General features: G+C 69.8%; 23 protein-coding genes. 8 read left to right on the top strand and 15 right to left on the bottom strand.

Annotation, left to right across the window (positions count from 1 at the left end; all coding sequences use genetic code 11):
* Positions 1-153 precede the first annotated feature (153 nt).
* The 4 genes from AB7E03_RS16940 to AB7E03_RS16925 form a co-directional block, all read right to left on the bottom strand.
* On the bottom strand, positions 154-1392 hold the full coding sequence (locus AB7E03_RS16940; RefSeq protein ID WP_489942493.1) for an MFS transporter: 1239 nt from the start codon (positions 1390-1392) through the stop codon (positions 154-156).
* A 62-nt stretch (positions 1393-1454) separates the two neighbouring features.
* Positions 1455-1919, bottom strand: a complete 465-nt coding sequence (locus AB7E03_RS16935; protein ID WP_489942492.1) for a MarR family winged helix-turn-helix transcriptional regulator — start codon at positions 1917-1919, stop codon at positions 1455-1457.
* 31 nt (positions 1920-1950) lie between these two features.
* On the bottom strand, positions 1951-2598 hold the full coding sequence (locus tag AB7E03_RS16930) for a class I SAM-dependent methyltransferase (protein WP_489942491.1): 648 nt from the start codon (positions 2596-2598) through the stop codon (positions 1951-1953).
* Positions 2599-2607: 9 nt separating this feature from the next.
* On the bottom strand, positions 2608-3363 hold the full coding sequence (locus tag AB7E03_RS16925) for an SDR family oxidoreductase (protein WP_489942490.1): 756 nt from the start codon (positions 3361-3363) through the stop codon (positions 2608-2610).
* Between the two features lie 80 nt (positions 3364-3443).
* Here AB7E03_RS16925 and AB7E03_RS16920 point away from each other — a divergent pair, with 80 nt between their 5' ends.
* Positions 3444-4316, top strand: coding sequence for a sigma-70 family RNA polymerase sigma factor (locus AB7E03_RS16920; protein WP_489942489.1), 873 nt, complete (start codon positions 3444-3446; stop codon positions 4314-4316).
* Between the two features lie 61 nt (positions 4317-4377).
* Here AB7E03_RS16920 and AB7E03_RS16915 read toward each other — a convergent pair whose 3' ends face one another.
* The 7 genes from AB7E03_RS16915 to AB7E03_RS16885 all read right to left on the bottom strand — a co-directional run bounded on the left by AB7E03_RS16915 (position 4378) and on the right by AB7E03_RS16885 (position 10458).
* On the bottom strand, positions 4378-4521 hold the full coding sequence (locus AB7E03_RS16915; protein WP_441783636.1) for a hypothetical protein: 144 nt from the start codon (positions 4519-4521) through the stop codon (positions 4378-4380).
* 235 nt (positions 4522-4756) lie between these two features.
* Positions 4757-5143 (bottom strand): 50S ribosomal protein L7/L12, encoded by a 387-nt coding sequence (gene rplL / locus AB7E03_RS16910; protein WP_441783635.1) that lies wholly within the window; start codon positions 5141-5143, stop codon positions 4757-4759.
* 54 nt (positions 5144-5197) lie between these two features.
* On the bottom strand, positions 5198-5713 hold the full coding sequence (gene rplJ, locus AB7E03_RS16905) for a 50S ribosomal protein L10 (RefSeq protein WP_441783634.1): 516 nt from the start codon (positions 5711-5713) through the stop codon (positions 5198-5200).
* 225 nt (positions 5714-5938) lie between these two features.
* Positions 5939-7441, bottom strand: coding sequence for a sensor histidine kinase (locus AB7E03_RS16900; RefSeq protein WP_489942930.1), 1503 nt, complete (start codon positions 7439-7441; stop codon positions 5939-5941).
* A gap of 92 nt (positions 7442-7533) precedes the next feature.
* Positions 7534-8307: a response regulator transcription factor gene (locus AB7E03_RS16895; RefSeq protein ID WP_489942488.1), complete on the bottom strand. Its 774-nt coding sequence runs from the start codon at positions 8305-8307 to the stop codon at positions 7534-7536.
* A gap of 55 nt (positions 8308-8362) precedes the next feature.
* Positions 8363-9259, bottom strand: a complete 897-nt coding sequence (locus AB7E03_RS16890; RefSeq protein WP_489942487.1) for an RNA polymerase sigma-70 factor — start codon at positions 9257-9259, stop codon at positions 8363-8365.
* Entirely contained in the window at positions 9256-10458 is a 1203-nt protein-coding gene (locus AB7E03_RS16885; RefSeq protein ID WP_489942486.1) for an NAD(P)/FAD-dependent oxidoreductase, read from the bottom strand. Before AB7E03_RS16885 ends, AB7E03_RS16890 begins: the two co-directional genes overlap by 4 nt.
* Positions 10459-10636: 178 nt before the next feature.
* Between AB7E03_RS16885 and AB7E03_RS16880 the strand changes: the two genes are divergently transcribed.
* Both AB7E03_RS16880 and AB7E03_RS16875 read left to right on the top strand, forming a co-directional pair.
* The gene (locus tag AB7E03_RS16880; protein ID WP_489942485.1) at positions 10637-12178 is read left to right on the top strand and encodes an ABC transporter permease; all 1542 of its coding nucleotides are present in this window, start codon (positions 10637-10639) and stop codon (positions 12176-12178) included.
* Positions 12179-12206: 28 nt separating this feature from the next.
* Positions 12207-12878, top strand: coding sequence for an ABC transporter ATP-binding protein (locus tag AB7E03_RS16875; RefSeq protein WP_489942484.1), 672 nt, complete (start codon positions 12207-12209; stop codon positions 12876-12878).
* Between the two features lie 22 nt (positions 12879-12900).
* Here the strand turns inward: AB7E03_RS16875 and AB7E03_RS16870 are convergent, their stop codons facing one another.
* Positions 12901-13497 (bottom strand): pentapeptide repeat-containing protein, encoded by a 597-nt coding sequence (locus tag AB7E03_RS16870; RefSeq protein ID WP_489942483.1) that lies wholly within the window; start codon positions 13495-13497, stop codon positions 12901-12903.
* A 71-nt stretch (positions 13498-13568) separates the two neighbouring features.
* Here AB7E03_RS16870 and AB7E03_RS16865 point away from each other — a divergent pair, with 71 nt between their 5' ends.
* The 4 genes from AB7E03_RS16865 (at position 13569) to AB7E03_RS16850 (ending at position 16549) form a co-directional block, all read left to right on the top strand.
* On the top strand, positions 13569-14120 hold the full coding sequence (locus AB7E03_RS16865) for an isochorismatase family protein (RefSeq protein WP_489942482.1): 552 nt from the start codon (positions 13569-13571) through the stop codon (positions 14118-14120).
* A gap of 49 nt (positions 14121-14169) precedes the next feature.
* A complete protein-coding gene (locus tag AB7E03_RS16860; RefSeq protein ID WP_489942481.1) occupies positions 14170-15144 on the top strand; it encodes an RNA polymerase subunit sigma-70 in 975 nt (324 codons plus the stop codon).
* A gap of 79 nt (positions 15145-15223) precedes the next feature.
* Entirely contained in the window at positions 15224-15817 is a 594-nt protein-coding gene (locus AB7E03_RS16855; protein WP_489942480.1) for a dihydrofolate reductase family protein, read from the top strand.
* Positions 15818-15877: 60 nt separating this feature from the next.
* Positions 15878-16549: a DedA family protein gene (locus tag AB7E03_RS16850; RefSeq protein ID WP_489942479.1), complete on the top strand. Its 672-nt coding sequence runs from the start codon at positions 15878-15880 to the stop codon at positions 16547-16549.
* Here the strand turns inward: AB7E03_RS16850 and AB7E03_RS16845 are convergent.
* Positions 16522-17481 (bottom strand): helix-turn-helix transcriptional regulator, encoded by a 960-nt coding sequence (locus AB7E03_RS16845; RefSeq protein ID WP_489942478.1) that lies wholly within the window; start codon positions 17479-17481, stop codon positions 16522-16524. The two genes, AB7E03_RS16850 and AB7E03_RS16845, sit on opposite strands and share 28 nt — an antisense overlap.
* A gap of 95 nt (positions 17482-17576) precedes the next feature.
* Between AB7E03_RS16845 and AB7E03_RS16840 the strand changes: the two genes are divergently transcribed.
* Positions 17577-18050, top strand: a complete 474-nt coding sequence (locus AB7E03_RS16840; RefSeq protein WP_489942477.1) for a VOC family protein — start codon at positions 17577-17579, stop codon at positions 18048-18050.
* Between the two features lie 18 nt (positions 18051-18068).
* Here the strand turns inward: AB7E03_RS16840 and AB7E03_RS16835 are convergent, their stop codons facing one another.
* Positions 18069-19097, bottom strand: coding sequence for a sugar phosphate isomerase/epimerase family protein (locus tag AB7E03_RS16835; RefSeq protein WP_489942476.1), 1029 nt, complete (start codon positions 19095-19097; stop codon positions 18069-18071).
* Positions 19094-20239 (bottom strand): Gfo/Idh/MocA family protein, encoded by a 1146-nt coding sequence (locus AB7E03_RS16830; protein ID WP_489942475.1) that lies wholly within the window; start codon positions 20237-20239, stop codon positions 19094-19096. Before AB7E03_RS16830 ends, AB7E03_RS16835 begins: the two co-directional genes overlap by 4 nt.
* Positions 20240-20248 lie beyond the last annotated feature (9 nt).

The following is a 20248-nucleotide window of genomic DNA, read 5'->3' as shown; positions in this document are numbered from 1 at the left end:
TCATCCGGTTGAGCGCGCCTTTCGGGTAGGCACGACCAGCTGATGGGGTCGTCCGTCGGGCTATCGGGGCCCACATGACGGGAGGAGCCGCCCTGGCTAGGACAGGGCGGCTCTTCGAATCCGTGGCGGTGTTTCCGCGGCAGTGTTCGCGGGTCAGTCGGCGTCGGCCAGGCTGAGCACCTCGGCCTCCTGCTGCGCCGTCTCGGTGGGCGCATCCACTCGCTTCAGGTGCTTGTGGCCGATCACGATGAGCGCCGCCGCGATCAGCACCGAGATGGCTCCGCCGTAGAACGGCATGGCCGGCCCGACGACAGCCGCGAGCACGGTCGCGGCAGGCGGGGCGACGGCGCCGCCGAGGAACCGCACGCCCGAGTACGCGCTGGATGCGACGGAACGCGGCAGGTCGGTCGCCTCCATGACGCACTCGGTGAGCACGGTGTTCAGGATGCCGAGGAGCAGTCCACCGACGATCACGCAGACGATGAGGGCGGCAAGCGACGAGACCAGGAGCCCGGCGGCCAGCAGGTCGAGGGCGAGGAGCGGCATCACCAGCCACAGCACGCGCGTGCGCGGCAGCCGGGAGGTCAGCAGCGGAGCGACCCAGACCGAGGTCAGAGCCAGCCCGACACCCCAGCCGAAGAAGATGAGGCCGAGCGTGATGGCATCCTCGACGCCCAGGTTCGCGAGCGCGAACGGGGTGTAGGCCAGCAGCACGAAGAAGCCGATGTTGTAGAACAGTGCAGCGGCGGCGAGGAAGCCCAGCGCCGGCTTGGCGAGCGCGCGGAACGGCGCGGACAGCCGCGTCGGGGTGGGCTTCTCCGGGTTCTTCCGCAGCAGCACCACGATCGCGATGAATCCGATCGCCATGAGGGTCGCGGTGCCGAAGAACGGTCCGCGCCAGCTCCAGCTGCCCAGCAGTCCGCCGAGCAGCGGACCGATCGCGATGCCGAGGCCGAGCGCCGCCTCGTACAGGATGATCGCAGCCGATGTTCCGCCGGACGCCGCACCGACGATGGTCGCCAGTGCGGTCGAGATGAACAGCGCGTTGCCGAGGCCCCAGCCGGCGCGGAAGCCGATGATCGACTCGACGTTCTGCGAGAGGCCGGCTGCCAGGGCGAAGACGACGATCAGCGCGAGGCCGATCAGCAGCGTCTTCTTGGCGCCGATGCGGCTCGAGATGTAGCTGGTGAAGAACATCGCGATGCCGGTGATCAGCAGGTAGCTCGTGAAGAGCATCTCGGTCTCGGTCGGCGTCGCCTGCAGGCTGTGCGCGATCGCCGGGAGGATGGGGTCGACCAGGCCGATGCCCATGAAGGCGATGACGGAGGCGAAGGCGACGGCCCAGACGGCGGTCGGCTGTTTGAGGATGCTGGTGGGGCGTTCGTGGGACATGGAGGGGTGACGGCTCCTTGAGCGATCGGTGTGCGGGAAGTGGATGTGGGGGGGGGCGCGGGTCAGCGGGTGCCGGCGAGCGCGGCGGAGGCCGCCGCAGAGAGGTCGACGCGCGAACCGATGATCTCGACGGTGGCGCGCATGGCGGCGAGCTCGTCGTCCGACAGGTCCGAGAACATCGGGACCAGGGCGGTGGACAGTTCGTCGCGCCAGGTCTGCAGTGCGTCGGCGCCTTTGGCGGTGATGGCGATCTGCCACGCGCGGGCGTCGTCGGTGTCGGCGATGCGCTTGACCCACTCCGCGTCGACGAGGTTGCGGACCAGCTTGGTCATCGTCGGCTGCGACACCCGGCTCTGCGCCGCGAGCTCGCCGAGGCGCATCGGCCCGACGGTCTGCAGCACGCTGAGGGTGCGCCAGGTCGCGGGCGATTCGGTGCTGCCCGTCACGCGCGCGGCGAGGCGGGTGAGGCGATGGGCGGCCACGACCAGGTCGCCCAGGATCTGACGAAGTTCGGGAGTCTCTGGCATGCTCCTATTATATATAGCTTGCCTATGTTTATCAAACGCGCTGCGCGAGCACGTACCCCTGCGGCGACTTCTCCGGACCCACAGGTTGCCTGATGAACTCAGCGCGCAGCTCGAAGCCCACCTCGCGCAACCGGTCGCGCACCCGCTCCGGCCGCTGCCGACGGGTGTGCAGATCGAGCTCGTGCCCATACGCGTGCGTCAGGTGGACGACATCCTCGCCCACCTGGAACGCCAGCAGCAGGCGTCCGCCCGGCCGGACGACCCGCGCGAACTCCGCGTACAGCTCCCCCTGCCGCTCCTCCGGCGTGTGGATGACGGAGTACCAGGCGAGCGCACCGCCAAGTTCCGCATCCCGGAAGGGCAGGTCGGCCATCGACCCGACCTCGAAACGCACCCCGGGATGATCCCGGCGGGCGACGTCCACCATCCGCGGCGACAGGTCGACACCGACCACGTCCATCCCGAGCCCCGCCAGGTGGCCGGCGATCCGTCCCGGCCCGCAGCCCAGGTCGCCGACGAGGCCGCCGCCGTCCCGCCGCACCTGCTCGGAGAACACACCCAGCATCGCGCGGTCGTACTCGCTGCCGGCGAGGTCGTCGCGCAGCAGCTCCGCGTAGTCCTCGGCGACGGTGTCGTAGGCGAGGCGGGTGGCGGTCACGTCGTCCGGTTCTGTGGTCACGGTCGGATTCTAGGGTCGGCCCACGAACTCCGCCCACGTGCGTTCGCCGCGAACCGCCGACGCATCAGCGAGGTTGTCCCCGTCCCGGTACGCTCGGCCGACCGCGCCGGCCAGCGGGATCCGAGCCGTCGGGCGGCGACGCCCGGCGAAGCCTGCGACCAGGTCGGCGACGTCGAGCACCTCCGGCCCAGCGAGGTCGGGCACGCGCCCCGCGGGTCCCGACAGCGCGAGTTCCGCGAGCCGGGCGGCCACCTCCGCCCGGTGCACCGGCTCGAACCGCAGCCCCCGCGGCACCGGCGTGATCGGCAGACGAGAGAGCCCACGGACCAGCGGGAGCACGAACTCGTGCAGCTGGGAGACCGCGAGGATGCTCCACGGCACACCCGACTCCTCGATGATGCGCTCGGCCTCGGCCTTGGCGCGGAAGTAGCCGATCGGCATGCGCGCGGCCCCGACGACCGAGATCAGGATGAGATGGCCGGTTCCCGCGCGTCGTGCCGCCTCGGCGACGTTCCGGGCTGACCGGTCGTCGCCTCGCGCGCCGCCCGCCAGGTGCAGCACCGTCCCTGCGCCGGCGAAGGCGGCATCCAACCCGTGGCCCTCGACGGTGTCGCCCTCGAGCTGCTGCACGCGCGGGTCGCGCGCCTCCGCTGCCTGCGGGTGACGGGAGAGCACCCGCACGTCGCGCCCCGCCGCCCGAAGCAGCGGGACAACCTCGCGCCCGATCCGTCCCGTTCCCCCAGTCACCACGATGGTGTCGTTCATGGTCCATCTCCTTTCGACGTGTCACACGAACCGGGTCTGGCTCGTCGATAGGGTGACGACCGGAAGGGACGGGATGTGACATGACCGACACGGCAGCACTCGCGGAGCGCTTCGAGGATGCGCGGCCACGCCTCATCGCGATCGCCACGCGCCTGCTCTCCTCGCGAGCGGACGCGGAAGACGCGGTGCAGGAGACGTGGCTGCGCCTCAGCCGGGCCGACACCGGCGCGATCGAGAACGTCGACGCGTGGCTCACCACCGTCGTCTCCCGGGTGTGCCTCGACCAGCTGAAATCGCCCCGGCGTACGCGGGAACGGTCGTGGGAGGTGACGCCCTGGGACGAGCCGGCGTCGACACTCGGCGACCCCGCCGCGGAGGCGGAGCGCGGTGACACCATCGCGGCCGCCCTGCTGCTCGTGCTGGACTCGCTCAGCCCGGCCGAAAGGATCGCTTTCGTGCTCCACGATGTCTTCGGACGGCCCTTCGAGGAGGTGGCGGATGCGCTGGGTCGCTCGCCCCAGGCGGCCCGCCAGCTCGCCTCGCGGGCGCGCCGCCGCCTGCACGGCTCACCGGAGCCTGCGCGACCGGACCCCCATCGCGCCCGACCTCTGGTCGACGCGTGGCTGGCCGCCGCTCAGCACGGCGACATCGACCGGCTCCTCACGCTCCTGGATGAGAATGCCGTCCTTCACGCCGACTACGGCACTTCGCGTCAGGATGTGCTCGGCGCCGCGCAGATCGCCGCCCAGGCCGTGCTGTCCGCGCGGCTGGCTGCACACTCCACGCCGGTCCTGATCGGAGGGCGCCCGGGTGTTGCCGCCGTGCTGTCCGGCCGAGTCGTGTCGGTCATGGCGTTCGACATCGCCGACGACCGGATCATCGGGCTCGACGTGCTCGCCGATCCCGACCGCCTCCGCGAACTGGGCGTCGCCCGGGTGCTCGGTCTCGGCTGAGCGCGAAACGAGGACGACGAAACGCCCCCGGCCGGGTCGGCCGAGGGCGTTTCGGGGAGTGTTACCGCAGGTACCTGTCGTAGAGCAGGGTCCTGCGGCACAGATCCGGCGGGTGGCAGCCGCTGTCGCGGTCCTCCCCGTGGAGCATCGCGTGGCCGAAGCCGCGCAGTGCGGAGGCGTAGGCACGCCATTTGCTGGTACTCATCGTGGATTCTTCTTCCGGTTGTGCGTCCTTGCACACCGATGCACGCTTTCGGGCGCGATCGGACGCGTGGATGGGTGAGCATCCGCGTCCGTGCGCCGTTAAACGCACGGAGGGCGTCGCCCCGTTACGGGGGCGACGCCCTCCGCAACGCGGACACTCTCAATAAGGGAGGAGTCCGCGTCGCGATCAGACGGCTGTCAGCCTGTCAGTAAGAAGAGCCCCGATGGGGCGCTGATTACTTGAGGGTGACGGTGGCGCCAGCCTCTTCGAGCTGAGCCTTCGCCTTCTCTGCGGTCTCCTTGTTGGCGCCCTCGAGCACGTTGCTCGGTGCACCGTCAACGAGGGCCTTCGCCTCACCGAGGCCGAGGCTGGTGAGGGCGCGCACCTCCTTGATGACCTGGATCTTCTTGTCACCAGCAGCCTCGAGGACGACGTCGAAGGAGTCCTTCTCCTCGACCTCTTCCGCGGGGGCGGCAGCGCCGGCACCGGCCGCAGCAACGGCGACGGGGGCGGCGGCGGTGACCTCGAAGGTCTCCTCGAACTTCTTCACGAACTCGCTGAGCTCAATGAGCGTGAGCTCCTTGAACGCGTCGAGCAGCTCCTCAGTCGTAAGCTTCGCCATTTTTCTCTCCTTAGTGTGTGTGGTTACTCACCGCTGATCTGGGTCCGTAAGGACTCAGGCAGCGGACTCCTGCTTCTCACGCAGCGCGTCGACCGTGCGAACGGCCTTCGAGAGCGGTGCGTTGAACAGATATGCGGCTCCGAACAGCGAGGCCTTGAAGGCGCCGGCCAGCTTGGCCAGCAGAACCTCACGGGACTCGAGGTCGGCGAGCTTGCCTACCTCTTCTGCGGTCAGCGGGTTACCGTCGAAGTAACCGCCCTTGACCACAAGCAGAGGGTTTGCCTTGGCGAAGTCACGCAGCGACTTCGCGACGGCGACAGGGTCACCGTGCACGAAGGCGATCGCGGACGGCCCTGCGAGCTCCTCGTCAAAGGACGAGATTCCCGCATTGTTGGCCGCGATCTTGGTCAGCGTGTTCTTCACCACGGCGTAGGTCGCGTGCTCACTGATCGACGTGCGCAGCTGCTTGAGCTGAGCGACAGTGAGACCGCGGTACTCGGTCAGCAGAACGGCGGCAGAGTTCTCGAACAGGTTCTCGAGCTCGGCAACCGTGGCTTCCTTGTTCGCCATGGCCTACTCCTCAATCTTCTTCGTCGCACACCGCGGGAGCGGTGTGCCGCTTTCAGGCCGCTTGGGCAAAGAAAAAAGCTCCGGCGCAGAGGCACGGAGCTGGAGGCCGAGAAACTGTGAGTCACAGTGACTGCGGAACTTGCTTCATACACCTGCGCGGGCCCCACCTGAGTGGATCTTCGGTCATGCACGCATGACAACCAGCGGTCTTTGGCTCCGTACAGGTTACGGGATGCGCGGCGCCTCGCGCAAATCGGGCTCGGAACCGGCCGCAGATGCCGGCTCTGCTTCGGTGTCTGCCGCGGCCGGCAGCAGCGGAAGCGACACCGTGAACACCGTACTGCCCGGCTCGCTGCTGACCGCAACGTCTCCGCCGTGCGCCTGCACCACCGCATCCACGATCGCGAGGCCGAGGCCCGTGGATCCGGTGGCCCGGTTGCGTGAGCCGTCGCCGCGGGCGAACCGCTCGAACAGCGTGCTCTGCAGGTGCTCCGGGATGCCCGGGCCGTCGTCGGCGACGGTGATCACCGCGCGCTGCGCCTCCGCATCCACTCGGAGCCCGGCCGTGACGCGAGTCCCCTCGGGGGTGTGGACACGCGCGTTCGCAAGCAGGTTCATGAGCACCTGGTGCAGGCGCGGGGCGTCGCCGACCACCTCGACGGGCTCGTCCGCCAGCTCCAGGGTCCAGTCGTGATCGGGGCCGGCGGCATGGGCATCGCTGAGCGCATCCACGAGGAGGAGCGAGAGGTCGACCGGATCACGGTCGAGCTCTCGGCCCTCGTCGAGGCGGGCGAGCAGCAGGAGGTCCTCCACCAGGGAGGTCATCCGGGTCGCCTCGGACTCGATCCGGCCGAGCGAATGCGTCACGTCAGGCGGCAGCTCGTGCGGTGCGCGGCGGGTCAGCTCCGCATACCCGCGGATCGACGCGAGCGGTGTGCGCAGCTCGTGGCTCGCGTCGGCGACGAACTGGCGTACCTTCTGCTCGCTGGCCTGTCGGGCGGTCAGCGCCGAGGCGACGTGGCCGAGCATCCGGTTGAGCGCCGACCCCACCTTGCCGACCTCGGTGTGCGGGTCGGTGTCCTCCTCGGGCACGCGAACGCTGAGCGCGACGTCGCCGCGGTCGAGCGGAAGCAACGACACCTGCTCCGCCGTGCTCGCCACCCGCTCCAGCGGGCGCATGGCGAGACGCACCACGACGCTTGCCAGGAGAAAGGCGAAGACCAGTCCGGCGAGCGTGACCAGGCCGATCACGAGCGTGAGCCGCCCGACCGTGGCGTTCACGTCGCTCAGCGGCAGGCCGATGATGACGCTGTCACCGTTGGAGAGTTGGGCTGCGGCGATCCGGTACGAGCCGAGGGAAGGACCCAGATCGATCGTGCGAGGATGTCCGTCGGACGGAAGACTGAGTAGTGCATTGGTCGCGATGGGCACCCGCTGCGGTGCGACAGGTTGGTCGGGCGAAGTGCTCTGAGGGCGCTCCGAGAGGATCACCGGGTAGAGCAGCATGTCCCCGCTGCGGATGACACCGAACGTCCCGGTCTGCTGACCGGGGGTCTGCACGATACCGATGACGTCCGGCCCGGTGGGCTGGTCTCCGTAGATCCGGTCGGCCGCGTGCTGACCGCGCTCCAGCGCGGACGTGAGCTGCCCATCCAATCGCTGCATCAGGTAGTTCTGCAGTGCGAAGACGCTGACGGTGCCGATCACGGCTCCGAGGACGGCGAGCATCGCCACCACAACGAGCACCACGCGGCTGCGCAGCGTCCAGGAACGGAACGGGCGGATGCGAGGGAACCGGCTGCCCGCTGAGCGGGCGGTGGTCACTGCGCGGCCTTCACCATGTAGCCCGCGCCGCGGACCGTGTGGATCATCGGGGTGCGGCCGGCGTCGATCTTCTTGCGCAGATAAGAGATGTACAGCTCGACGACGCTCGACGAACCGCCGAAGTCGTAGCTCCACACCCGGTCGAGGATCTGCGCCTTGCTCAGCACGCGCCGCGGGTTGCGCATGAGGAAGCGCAGCAGCTCGAACTCGGTGGCGGTGAGCTGGATGAGGTCGCCGTCGCGGTGCACCTCGTAGCTGTCCTCGTCGAGCACGAGGTCGCCCACGATGAGCACCGGATCGTCGTGGTCGGCGACGGCGGCGCGGGAGCGGCGCAGCAGCCCGCGAAGGCGGGCGACGAGCTCCTCGAGGCTGAACGGCTTCGTGACGTAGTCGTCGCCGCCGGCGGTGAGGCCGGCGATCCGGTCGTCCAGCGAGTCCTTCGCGGTGAGGAAGAGGACGGGCGCCTCGTTGCCGTCGGCGCGCATCCTGTTGAGCACCTGCAGCCCGTCGATGTCGGGCAGCATGATGTCGAGCACCACAACATCGGGCTTGAACTCACGGGAGAGCTGAAGCGCCTGCTGCCCGTTGGAGGCGGTCTTGACGTCCCAGTCCTCGTAGTGGAGCGCCATCGCGAGCAGGTCCGTCAGCGTGGCTTCGTCATCCACGACGAGGACACGGATGGAGCTGCCGTCCGCCCGGCGCAGAAGCGTGCGGGGCTGGCTGCTGGACGTGGGGCTGGCGGCACGGGCGTTGATGGTCACCTTTCTCATTATGAGGTGCGGGATGGATGCTGTCTTTGCGCAACCTATGAACTGTCTGAGCGCCTCAGCGCCGTGCCAGCGTGACCTCTTCGGTGAGGCGGGTGAGCTTCTCCGGGTTGCGGACGAAGTAGAGGCCGGTGATGCGACCGTCCTGAACGCGCGCGGTGAGGACGCCGTCGAGCTCGCCTCCGACGCTGAGCGCGAGTGCCGGGTTTCCGTTGACCATGGTGGCCGCGGCGGTCACCATGGCTCCGGCCTTGCGCATGCCTCCGACGATGAACCGCGCCACCTTGTCGGCGCCCACGATCGGGCGCAGTGCCGCCTGCTTGACGCCTCCGCCGTCGCTCATCAGCACGACGTCCGGTGCCAGCACGTCGAGGATCGCCTGGGGGTCACCGGTCTCCACCGCCACGCGGAAGCCGTCGAGGGCGGCACGCGCCTCGGCGGCGGTCACGGCCACGCGCGGACGCCGGGCCTCGACGTGCGCGCGGGCCCGGTGTGCGATCTGGCGCACGGCCGCCGGCGTCTTGTCCAGCGTGGCCGCGATCTCGTCGAACTCGAACTTGAAGATGTCACGCAGCACGAACACGGCGCGCTCTGTCGGACCGAGCGTCTCCAACACGACCATCAGCGCCAGGGATACGCTCTCGGCGAGCTCCACATCGTCCGCCACGTCGGGCGTCGTGAGCAGAGGCTCCGGAAGCCACGGGCCGACGTACGACTCCCGCCGCCGCTGTGCGCTGCGCAGCCGGTTGAGCGCGAGGCGCGTGGCGATCCGGACGAGGTACGCCCTCGGTTCCCGCACCTCTGCCTGGTCGACCTTCACCCAGCGCAGCCACGTCTCTTGGAGCACGTCCTCCGCATCCGCGGCCGAGCCCAAGATTTCGTAGGCGACCGTGAAGAGGAGGTTTCGGTGGGCGACGAAGGCCGCGGTCGCCGCATCCGGCTTCTTCGCGCTCATGACCGCCCCGCTCCCCCGCTCGACACTGCGCTGCTGGTAGCGAGCATATGGCGTCGCTGCGGATCGCCGAAGGCCGCGGGAAGCCGCGTCGCCCCGGGATGCCGTGCCTCCAGGGAGAGCTGCTCGATCGTTCCCCAGCACACCAACTCCTTCACCGCCGCACCGGCTCTGCCGCCGATGTGCATCCGCGTGGCGGAGTCGTCCCGGTGCTCGAACTGGAAGACACCGTGCCTCCGGCCGAGGCTGAGGCAGAGCCCGACGAAGCCCATCACGAACGGCGTCGGCTGTCCGCCGGCGATCCGCCGGAGCACCGTGTCGGCGGCGTGGCCCCCGAGCGGCCCGGCCGCCTGGCAGCTCATCCGCAGCGCACGGCCGGAGGGCGCTGCCGAGTCGCCGGCGGCGACGATGCGGTCGTCGTCCACGCTGGTGAGCGTCTCGTCGGTCAGCAGGCGGCCCAGGGCGTCCGTGCTCAGCCCGCTGCGGCGCGCGAGCGCGGGGACGCCGAAGCCGGCGGCCCAGATCGTGACGGCGCTGGGGCGCGTGCTGCCATCGGCGAGTTCGACTGCATCCCGCCGCACCGACACCACGCGCGATCCCGGACCGTCGAGCACCGTCGCGCCCAGGGATGCCAGCGAGCGGGCGACGGAACGGCGCGCGCGCGAATGCAGCGAAGGCCCGAGCGGTCCGCCGCACAGGAGGGTCACATCCCGCCCCTGCTCGGCGAGTTCGGCGGCCACTTCGATGCCCAGCGGACCACCGCCGACGACCGTGACGGGCGCTGCGGGCCCGGCCGCGGCGAGCGCATCCCGCAGCCGCTCGGCCTCACCGAACTCCGCGACGGGTAGCGCGTTCTCGGCGGCGCCCGGCACGTCGGCAGCTGTGCGGCGGCTACCGGCGGCGTAGACCAGGTAGTCGTAGCCGAGCGTCCCGCCCGACGACAGGGTCACCCGCCGCTCCGGTGCGTCGATGCGCTCGGCGGTGTCGACGACGAGGCGGACCTCCGGGGCCAGCACCTTCTCGAACGCGACGGTCGCGTCATCCGAGCCCGCGACCAGCTGATGAAGCCGGATGCGCTCCACGAAGACCGGCCGCGGGTTCACCAGGGTGACGCTCATGCCGTCCTGACCCGTGAGCCGGTTGGCCGCGGCCACGCCCGCGTAGCCTCCGCCGATGACGACGACGTGCGCCGTGTGCTCCATAAGACCGTCCTTTCGCTCGATGTCCTCGACCTTCAGACACCGGCGGGCCGGATCCTGTGACATCCCGAGCCATGCGGGATCGGTACACGGCGCATGCATAGGTTCGCCACAGCGCCCCGAAAACGGCGGTCCTTAACCTCCTGCAAGAACTTCAACCGACAGCACAGTTTGGAAGCCAATGTTCGGGACCTACCTGCGGCGCGAGCTGCTCAACCGCCGCAAGCAGACGATCATCATCGCGATCGGCATGGCGCTCGCGATCGCCCTCGTCATCATCGTGAACGCCGTCTCCGCGGGCGTGCGCCAAGCCCAGGAGAGCGTCCTGCAATCCGTCTACGGCGTCGGCACCGACATCACGGTCAGCCAGCCGGCCACCACCCAGAACGCCACGACGCAGCAGGGGGCCGGCGGCGGTCCGCGCTTCGACTTCGGCGCCCAGGCCGGCACCGACACGGGCACCGCCCGGCAGGTGAACACGTCGCGCCTGGAGCCGACCCGCGGCGCGACCGTGATGGACGCCTCCACTCTTGCAACCGTGCAGAAGGTCGACAACGTGGCCGCGGCCGCCTCGGTGCTCTCACTCACCAACACCAGCTTCAGCGGGACGCTGCCGAACTTCCAGCAGCTGCGACAGGAGCGGGAGAGCGGTCAGGCGGCACAGCCGACCGCACCGCCGACCGGCGGGTCCGACGGGGCGGGCGGCAGCTCGTTCACCGTCGACTCGTTCTCGGTGCTCGGACTGCAGCCGGGCGGAAAGTCGGTCGGCCCGCTCGCCTCGGTGACTCTGACCGGCGGACGGAGCTTCACCGCCGCTGACGCGGGCAAGGATGTGGTGGTGCTGGACGCCAGCTACGCCAAGACTGCGAGCAAGGCGGTCGGCGACACGGTCACGATCGGCGGCACAGATTTCTCCGTGATCGGCATCGTCACAGCGACCGGCTCGGACGCCACCACGGCGGCCAACGCGTACATCCCGCTAGATGTGGCACAGAAGCTGTCCGGGCAGACCGGCAAGATCTCGTCGGTCTACGTGAAGGCCGCGTCCTCCGGCGACATCGCTCAGCTCAAGACCGACCTCACGAAGACGGTCTCCGGCGCCACGGTGAGCACGCAGGCCGACCTCGCCTCCACCGTGTCCGGCTCGCTCGGCAGCGCAGGTGAGCTCATCGCGAACCTGGGGACCTGGCTCTCGGTGATCGTGCTCGCCGCCGCGTTCCTCATCGCCATCCTCTTCACCATCTCCGGCGTCACCCGCCGCACCCGTGAGTTCGGCACCCTGAAGGCGATCGGCTGGTCGAACCGCCGCATCGTGGGGCAGGTCGCCGGCGAGTCGGTCGTGCAGGGTGTCATCGGCGGCGTGATCGGCGTCGCGATCGGACTCCTCGGGGTGTTCGTCGTGAACCTGATCTCGCCCACCCTGACCGGCAGCATCGGACGTGGCTTCGCCGATGCTGCCGGTCGGGCAGGCACCGGTGCGACCGGCGAGACCGGCGGCGCGACCGGAGCGGGGACCGGCGGCGGTTTCGGCGGCGGGGCCTTCGGAGCGGCCCGGGAGGCCGCCACCACCTCGGCGAACATCGCGCTGCACGCGCCGGTGACCCTGTGGATCATCGTCGGCGCGGTCGCCCTCGCCGTGCTCGGCGGACTCCTCGCCGGCGCCATCGGCGGGTGGCGCGCCGCCCGCCTCCGCCCCGCGGCAGCCCTGCGCTCCGTCGCCTGAACCGCTTCACGAACTCTAAGGAATCACCGTGTACACACTCGCCGATGTCACCAAGAAGTACACCCAGTCCAAGCGCCAGGTGGTCGCCCTCGACGATGTCAGCCTGGAGATCCCGGACGGCCAGCTGGTCGCCATCCAGGGCCCCACCGGGGGCGGCAAGTCGACCCTGCTCCAGATGCTCGGGGCGCTCGACCGGCCGACCTCCGGGTCCGTCCAGCTCGGGTCCGACAGTCTCTCCACACAGCGGGACGCGAAGCTGGCGAAGATCCGCGCCAAGGAGATCGGCTTCGTCTTCCAGGGCTTCAACCTCATCCCGACGCTGACGGCTCAGGAGAACGTCGAGACGGCGCTCGCCCCGCTCGGCGTGAGCGCCGCCGATCGCAAGCGGCGTGCAGCCGAAGCCCTCGCCTCGGTCGGGCTCGCCGACCGCGGCAGCCACCTCCCGTCGGAGCTGTCCGGCGGCCAGCAGCAGCGCGTCGCGATCGCCCGGGCGCTGGTGAAGGATCCGGAGGTGCTGCTCGCCGACGAGCCCACCGGGAACCTGGACGAGGAGACCCGCGACGAGATCATGGACCTGCTGGAGGGGCTGTGGCGCGACCGCGGCCTCACCGTGATCATCGTCACGCACGACACGGCGGTCGCGAAGCGCGCCCAGCGCCGGCTGCACATCAAGCACGGCCGGGTGCAGGACGTGGCGTAGGCGTCAGGCTGGCCGGCGGCGGTCAGGGCATGGGCACGACGACCATCCCGAGCGCCTCGGCCAGCACGACGGCCTGACGTTCGTCGATAACGGTTCCGCGCAGGACCACCTCGGCCGGGTCGACGCCCGTCAGATCGCTCCCGGCGAGGCTCGCTGCACTGAAATCGGCGCCCGTCAGCATGGCGGCGCTCAGGTCGCATCGCTCGAACCGCGCCTCCTGACACCGGGCGCCCGACAGGTCGGCTTCGCGCAGGCGCACACCCTCGAACGTCACCCCGCGGAGTTCGGCGCGGCCGAACCCGGTGAACGACCAGTTGCCGCCTTCCACCTGCAGCAGCGCGAACTCGCACCCGTGGAAGGTGCTGCCGGTCAGCTTGCAGCGCCGGAAAGTCGCGTCGAAGAAGTTGCACGTCTCGAACCGGCAGTTCACGAACGCCGACTCCGTGTGCTCGCTCACGTTAAACCGCACGCGGCGGAAGACGCACTCGGTGAAGGTCGCGCCGGAACTCTGCAGCTCGGTCATGTCCACGTCGTCGAACACGACCCCGGTGTATTCGACGCGGTCGAGCTCGCGTCCGTACCAGTCCTCGCCCTTGATGGCGTCGTCTGCGCTCGTCACCCGCCGAGCCTAGCCCGGCCCTGTCCCTGGCGCAGCCGGCGCGGGTAGCATCGCACGCGGGGAGGATGGCGATGACGACACTGGATGGACGGACGGAGACCGCGCTGCTCGTGATCGACGTGCAGAACGGCGTGATCGGCGGCGCACACCGACGGGATGAGGTGGTCTCGACCATCGGCTCGCTCGTCGATCGAGCTCGAGCGGACGGCGTGCCCGTGGTGTGGATCCAGCACTCCGACGAGAACATCGTCGAGGGCAGCGCCGACTGGGAGTACGTCGACGAGCTGCAGCGCGCCGATACCGAGGCGCTTGTCCCCAAGCGCTACGCCGACGCCTTCGAAGACACGTCACTGGAGGCGGTGCTCGCAGACGCTGGCGTCGGCCGGATCGTCGTGACAGGCTCCCAGACCGATGAATGCATCCGCTCGACCATCCACGGCGGGCTGGTCCGCGGCTACGACGTCAGCCTCGTCGGCGACGCGCATACCACCGAGGACCTCAGCGAGTGGGGTGCGCCGACGCCCGACCTCGTCATCGCCCACACCAACCTGTACTGGTCGAACCAGCGCGCACCCGGCCGTATCGCGGAGGTCGTCGACGCCGCCGACGTCGCCTTCCGCTGAGGAAAGACTCTCTTGCGCGGCGGCGCACCGGCCGGGAGGATGCGTCCCGATGTCCACTGCTGACGCCACCACTCTTCTGGACCGGGCTCGGTCGGGCGACGATCGCGCCTTCGCCCAGCTGGTGACCCCTCATCGCCGGGAGCTCGAGCTGCACTGCTACCGCATCCTCGGGTCCCGGAGTGAGGCGGAGGACGCGGTTCAGGATGCCCTCCTCGCCGCCTGGCGAGGGCTGGCCGGCTTCGAGGGCCGTAGCTCCCTGCGCGCCTGGCTGTACAGCATCGCCACGCGCGCCAGTCTTCGGATGGCCGAACGCCGACCGCCCCGGATGCTCTCGTGGGATGTCTCCCCAGCGCGCGACCCGCTCGGCGACCTCGGCGAGCCTGACTCGTCGACGTCCTGGCTGGAGCCGTGGATCGGCCGATCGGACGACCCGGCCGAGCTCGCCGCCCGGCGGGAGACCGTGTCGCTCGCGTTCCTCGCCGCCCTCCAGCGCCTGCCGCCCAACCAGCGGGCCGTGCTGATCCTCCGAGATGTGCTCGACTTCTCGGCGGCCGACACCGCCGCTGCGTTGGAGACCAGCGTCGGGTCGGTGACCAGTGCCCTGCAGAGGGCCAGGCAGACTCTGGCCGCCCGGGCCGAGGTCGAGTCGGATGCTTCTGCCGGGCCGGACGAGGACCGCATCGTGGAGCAGTTCGTCGCCGCCTTCGAGGCGGCCGACGTCGAGAGGATCGTCTCGTTGCTCGCCAAGGACGTGCGATTCACGATGCCGCCGCTCCGTGCGTGGTTCGACGGGGTTCGGGATGTCAGTGCCTTCTTCGCACATCGCTCCCTGGTGACACCGTGGAGGGTGCGCCAGCGCGTGACGGTGAACGGCAGCCCTGCTCTCCTGGCCGATCAATGGATGGCGGACGGCTGGCGACCGGGAGCGCTCATGGTGCTCACCGTGCACGAGGGCCGGATCGTGTGGATCGCCTCGTTCCTCGATCCGGCGATCGTTTCTGAGGATGTGTCCGCGGACCGATGAGTTTCTGCCGCCGGGCGTCTCTCATCAGGTGAAGGCAGCTCGCCGACACCGGAAAGAGCCCCCAACGAAAGGACAACTCATGCGCTCACTCATCGTCTCCACCGCCGTCACCCTCGACGGATACGCCGCCGGCCCCGGCGGCAACCCGCTCGTGCTGAATCTCGATGCGGCGTTCGACGCGCACAACCTCGAGCTGATGCGCGGCGCGGGCACCATCCTGCTCGGCCGGGCCTCGTTCGAACTGTTCAGCTCGTTCTGGCCGCTCGTCGCCGATGCGCCCACGGACCCGGCCAACCCCGCCCTCAGTGAGGTCAATCGGGAGTTCAGCCGCCGCTACCGCGAGGTGCCGAAGCTCGTCGTGAGTGACGACTACGAGGTTCCGGCCGAAAACCCCTGGTACAGCACGACGCGGGTCGTGTGCGGCGGCGACCTTCGTCGCACGCTGGAGGCGGAGAAAGCCGCCGACGGCGGAGACATCGTCGTGTTCGCCAGTCATGTGCTCTGGAACGGGCTCCTCGCCGACAGCCTCGTCGACCGCCTGGACCTGGTGGTGGGACCGGACGCCATCGGTGAGGGCGAGCCGGCGTTCACTCGTCCCGTCCGGCTCTCGCCTCTCGACAGCCGGATGCTTCCGGGCTCCCGCAACCTCCTCACCCGTTACGTCCCCGCGTGAGGCGGCCCTCTTGAGGTCAGCGACCGGCTCGCTCACGGGGTCGCCCGATACGCTCGGAGCATGGCCCACGACCTCGCGAACTTCCTCGGCGATGTCGGTCCCTTGTTCTTCTACCTGGCGGTCTGGGGCCTGGTGTTCGCCGGGACCGGGCTCTTCGTCGGCGTCTTCATCCCGTTCATCACCGGTGATTCGCTGCTGTTCGGGGCGGGCATCCTGACCGGGACCAATCCGGAGCTCTCCATCTGGGTGCTCGCCATCGGGGTCGGCGTGGCAGCGGTGCTCGGCGACCAGGTCGGCTTCTGGCTTGGGCGACGGCTCGGGCGCCCGTACCTGACGAGGCGCGGCGGCCGGTGGGTGCAGGCGGGCGTGCGGCGAGCCGAGCGGTTCTACGAGCTGTTCGGTTGGTGGTCCGTGGTGATCAGCCGGTACATCCCCTGGGGTCGGGTATTCATCCCGCCGATCGCCGGGATCAGCGCCATGCGGTACTGGAGGTTCCTCACCGCGAACATCGTGGGCGCGCTCAGCTGGGGCGTACTCATCACAGTGATCGGCTACTTCGCGGCGGTGAACCCGAGCGTGCGACCGCTGGCCTACATCGTCGCGGGCGTCGTCATCGTCGCGTCGATCGTCGCCGGGGTCCGCGCCTGGGTGCTCGACCGCCGCTCACGGGCGGGCGTCGTCGATGCCGGCGATGGCGCTGGTCGTCACGACGGCGCCGGCGACGCCGATTGAGCCGACCGCAGTCGTTCCGCGAGCACGGCCGCCGCCTCGGCAAGCGGCTGCGGACCGACGACCTGGAATGGCGCGTCGAAGCGGGTGAGCGACGCGAGCAGGCCCATCCATGACCAGGAGCCGACGACGAGGCGGCTGGCGCCATCCCCGAGGTCGGTGACGTCGCCGTCGTCGATCCAGGGCCGCACCTGTCGGGCGGAGAGCTGGATGACGACCTCGCCGACGCACGGCCAGCGGTCCTCCTCGGCCGACCCTTTGAAGCGGGCCGCGACGAAGCCGATGGCATCTCCAGTAGGGACGGCGCGGGGCGCGAACCTCGGTCCGGCCGGAGTGCGCGGAACGAGCCGATCGAGGCGGAACACCCGCCAGTCGGCGCGGTCGAGGTCCCAGGCGACGAGGTACCAGCGGGCATTCCGCGCGACCAGACCGTGAGGTTCGGCGCGACGTGGCGGACCGTCGACGTCTCCGTAAGCGAAGCGCAGCACCAGGCGCCTGGTGACCGCGTCGCTGACCGCTTCGAGCACCGCCGCATCCACTCGTGCGCCCGCATCCGCTCGCTCGAACCGGATGCCGTCCACACGGTGACGCAGGCGTGACGGCATCACCTGGCGCACCGTGGCCAGCGCCCGAGCGGCGGCCTCGTCGATCCCGGCCCCGGAGGCGCCGGCATTCTGAAGCGCTATCGACACGGCGACCGCTTGCTCCTCGTCGAAGAGCAGCGGCGGGAGTTCGGACCCGGCGGCGAGCCGATAGCCTCCCGCGGGACCCTTGATCGCGTCGATCCGGTAGCCCAGCTCCCGCAGCCGGTCGACGTCGCGCCGCACCGTTCGGGTACTGATCCCGAGCCGGTCGGCGAGCGCCGAGCCCGCCCACTCCCGGCGCCCCTGCAGCAGCGACAGCATCGAGAGCATGCGCGACGAGGTTCCGGACATGGAAGCAGTCTGCCGTAGGTAGAGGACCGAACTCGTCCTCTTCTCCTGTGAGCCTGGCTGTGCCGGGACGGACCCGGCGACGAGAAAGGACCACCATGACCATCACCACCACGACCCACCTGAACTTCCGAGGCGGGGAGGCGCGCGAGGCGCTCGACTTCTACGCGTCGGTGTTCGACGGGGAGGCGACTGCGGCCACCTATGGGGACTTCGGGATGCCCCCTGAACTGCCTGATGCACGGAAGGTCGTCTTCGGGCAGGTCACGTCAGCGGACGGATTCCGGCTGATGGCGTACGACGTGCCCGGGGCCCAGGCGGACGGCCGGACCGCCGCTGACGCGCAGGCGCCGAAGAGCGCGCCGACGCGACGGGAGAACGGCGTCACGATCACCGAGGAGCCGTTCTCCGTCAGCGTGCGCGGCACGTCGCTCGATGAGGTCTCCCGCTACTGGGAGCGCCTCACCGTCGGCGCTAGCATCGTCGAGCCGCTGGCGGCATCCCCCTGGTCGGCGGGGTTCGGGATGTTGACGGACCGCTTCGGCGTCACCTGGATTCTCGACGTGGCGTGATCGTCGGAATCCCGGCCGTCAGTCCTGGTTGCTGAAGGCGGCGTCGAAGGATGCGGTGGGCTGCTTCCAGAGCAGCGAACGGATGTAGCCGACCGCCTCCTTGGCGCCATGCAAGCGGTCCATGCCCGCGTCTTCCCACTCGATCGAAATCGGGCCGGTGTAGCCGATGGACTCGAGCGCGCGGAATGCGTCTTCCCAGGGCACGTCCCCGTGTCCGGTGGAGACAAAGTCCCAGCCGCGGCGCGGGTCGCCCCAAGGGAGGTGCGACCCGAGCACGCCGGCACGCCCGTTCTTGGGGCGCAGGCGCGTGTCCTTGCAGTCGACGTGGTAGATGCGGTCCTGGAAGTCGACGATGAACCCGACCGGGTCGATGTCCTGCCACATCATGTGCGACGGGTCCCAGTTGAAGCCGAAGGCCTCCCGGTGGTCGATCGCCTCGAGGGTGCGCACGCTCGTCCAGTAGTCGTACGCGATCTCGGACGGGTGCACCTCGTGCGCGAAGCGGACGCCCTCGCCGTCGAACACGTCGAGGATGGGGTTCCAGCGGTCGGCGAAATCCTGGTAGCCACGGTCGAACACCTCGGCGGGGACGGGCGGGAACTGGGCGACGTACGGCCAGATGCTGGAGCCGGTGAAGCCCACCACGGTGTCGACACCGAGCTTCCTGGCGACCTTCGCGGTCAGCTTGAGCTCTTCTGCGGCACGCTGACGGACGCCCTCGGGATCGCCGTCGCCCCACACCTTGGAGCCGACGATCGCCTGATGACGGAAATCGATCGGGTCATCGCAGACGGCCTGCCCCTTGAGGTGGTTGGAGATCGCCCAGACCTTCAGCCCGTACTTGTCGAGGATGTCGAGGCGACCCTGCAGGTACGCGTCGTCCTCGGCTGCACGCCAGACGTCGAGGTGCTCGCCGGAGCACGCGATCTCGAGACCGTCGTAGCCCCAGTCGCTCGCGTACTTCGCCACCTCCTCCAGCGTGAGGTCGGCCCACTGGCCGGTGAACAGGGTGACCGGGTGCGTGCGACCCGACTCGGTGTCCGTCATTCGTTCGTTCCCATCTCGATCCAGGTTCCCGACTCGGCCGAGTCGATCACGGCTTCGGTGATCCGTACCGCACGCAGGCCGTCCTCGAAGCGCGGCAGCCCCTCGGGGCTCTCGCCCGCGACCGCCCCATAGCTGTCCGCGACGAAGGCGTTGAACGCGTCCTGGTAGCCCTGCGCGTGGCCCGAGGGGACGACGCAGAGGCGCGCGGCATCGTCGCTCAGCTGGTCGGCATCCCGAGGGATCAGGAGGCTGCCCTTGCGGCGGCCCACCCAGAGCGTCTCGGGCTGCTCCTGATCGAAGGCCACGCTTTCGGAGCTGCCCGCGATCTCCAGCCAGAGCCGGTTCTTGCGACCTGGCGCCACCTGCGAGACCAGCAGCGTGCCGAGGGCGCCGGAGCGCGTCTCGATGACCACCGCGGCCGTGTCTTCCGTGGTGATGCCGGCGTGCGCCGCCCGCTCGGCGAAGACCGTGCGCTTCGTAGCGGACACCCGGCTTACACGGTCACCACTGACGAACTCGACGAGATCGACCAGGTGCGAGCCGATGTCGGCGAACGCGCGCGACCGGCCGCCCTGCGCCGAGTCGACCCGCCAGTTGTCGTCGTCCGAGCCGAGCAGCCAATCCTGCAGGTACGACGCATTGACGCTGAGCACCCGCCCGGCCTGACCCGAGGCGAACCGCGCCCGCGCCTCACGCGCCATCGGATGGAACCGGTACACGAACGGGACCGTCGCCGTGCGGCCTTCCGCGTCGGCGACGAGCCGCTCGGCGTCGGCCACGGTGGTCGCGAGCGGCTTCTCACAGATGACGTCTTTGCCTGCGGCGAGGACGGCTGCCGCCTGGTCGGCGTGGAGGGCGTTGGGCGTCGTGACGTGCACCACATCGACCGTGTCGTCGGCGAGGAGGTCGTCGAGCGAGCCGTAGGCGCGCCCGATGCCCAGCCGTTCGGCGGCGGCCTGCGAGCGCTCAGGACTCGACGAGACGATCCCCGCCAGTTCCGCGCGGGCCGCGCGAGCCGCACGCGAGTGCACCTCCGCCATGAATCCCCCGCCGACGATGGCGACCCGGAGGCGTGCCCCCGCGGAGCTTCCTTCGCGGCGCGTGAGTCCGCCGCTGGTGGCAGCCACGTTTCCGTCTGTCATGTCGCCCGC

This window comes from Leifsonia sp. RCC_180, assembly GCF_058138205.1.
Note: the sequence above shows the minus strand (reverse complement) of the source record. Positions and strands in the feature narration are given on the sequence as shown.

Bases quoted from the DNA above. Each gene is read 5' to 3' on its own strand.
- rplL (WP_441783635.1), bottom strand. From the start codon at position 5,143: ATGGCGAAGCTTACGACTGAGGAGCTGCTCGACGCGTTCAAGGAGCTC.
- rplJ (WP_441783634.1), bottom strand. From the start codon at position 5,713: ATGGCGAACAAGGAAGCCACGGTTGCCGAGCTCGAGAACCTGTTCGAG.
- AB7E03_RS16920 (WP_489942489.1), top strand. From the start codon at position 3,444: ATGACCGACACGGCAGCACTCGCGGAGCGCTTCGAGGATGCGCGGCCA.
- AB7E03_RS16885 (WP_489942486.1), bottom strand. From the start codon at position 10,458: ATGGAGCACACGGCGCACGTCGTCGTCATCGGCGGAGGCTACGCGGGC.
- AB7E03_RS16840 (WP_489942477.1), top strand. From the start codon at position 17,577: ATGACCATCACCACCACGACCCACCTGAACTTCCGAGGCGGGGAGGCG.
- AB7E03_RS16845 (WP_489942478.1), bottom strand. From the start codon at position 17,481: ATGTCCGGAACCTCGTCGCGCATGCTCTCGATGCTGTCGCTGCTGCAG.
- AB7E03_RS16900 (WP_489942930.1), bottom strand. From the start codon at position 7,441: ATGCTCGCCGTCCTCGGAGCCGTGATCGGCACCGTCAGCGTCTTCGCA.
- AB7E03_RS16940 (WP_489942493.1), bottom strand. From the start codon at position 1,392: ATGTCCCACGAACGCCCCACCAGCATCCTCAAACAGCCGACCGCCGTC.
- AB7E03_RS16895 (WP_489942488.1), bottom strand. From the start codon at position 8,307: ATGAGAAAGGTGACCATCAACGCCCGTGCCGCCAGCCCCACGTCCAGC.
- AB7E03_RS16915 (WP_441783636.1), bottom strand. From the start codon at position 4,521: ATGAGTACCAGCAAATGGCGTGCCTACGCCTCCGCACTGCGCGGCTTC.
- AB7E03_RS16925 (WP_489942490.1), bottom strand. From the start codon at position 3,363: ATGAACGACACCATCGTGGTGACTGGGGGAACGGGACGGATCGGGCGC.
- AB7E03_RS16880 (WP_489942485.1), top strand. From the start codon at position 10,637: ATGTTCGGGACCTACCTGCGGCGCGAGCTGCTCAACCGCCGCAAGCAG.
- AB7E03_RS16865 (WP_489942482.1), top strand. From the start codon at position 13,569: ATGACGACACTGGATGGACGGACGGAGACCGCGCTGCTCGTGATCGAC.
- AB7E03_RS16835 (WP_489942476.1), bottom strand. From the start codon at position 19,097: ATGACGGACACCGAGTCGGGTCGCACGCACCCGGTCACCCTGTTCACC.
- AB7E03_RS16935 (WP_489942492.1), bottom strand. From the start codon at position 1,919: ATGCCAGAGACTCCCGAACTTCGTCAGATCCTGGGCGACCTGGTCGTG.
- AB7E03_RS16850 (WP_489942479.1), top strand. From the start codon at position 15,878: ATGGCCCACGACCTCGCGAACTTCCTCGGCGATGTCGGTCCCTTGTTC.
- AB7E03_RS16860 (WP_489942481.1), top strand. From the start codon at position 14,170: ATGTCCACTGCTGACGCCACCACTCTTCTGGACCGGGCTCGGTCGGGC.
- AB7E03_RS16855 (WP_489942480.1), top strand. From the start codon at position 15,224: ATGCGCTCACTCATCGTCTCCACCGCCGTCACCCTCGACGGATACGCC.
- AB7E03_RS16890 (WP_489942487.1), bottom strand. From the start codon at position 9,259: ATGAGCGCGAAGAAGCCGGATGCGGCGACCGCGGCCTTCGTCGCCCAC.
- AB7E03_RS16830 (WP_489942475.1), bottom strand. From the start codon at position 20,239: ATGACAGACGGAAACGTGGCTGCCACCAGCGGCGGACTCACGCGCCGC.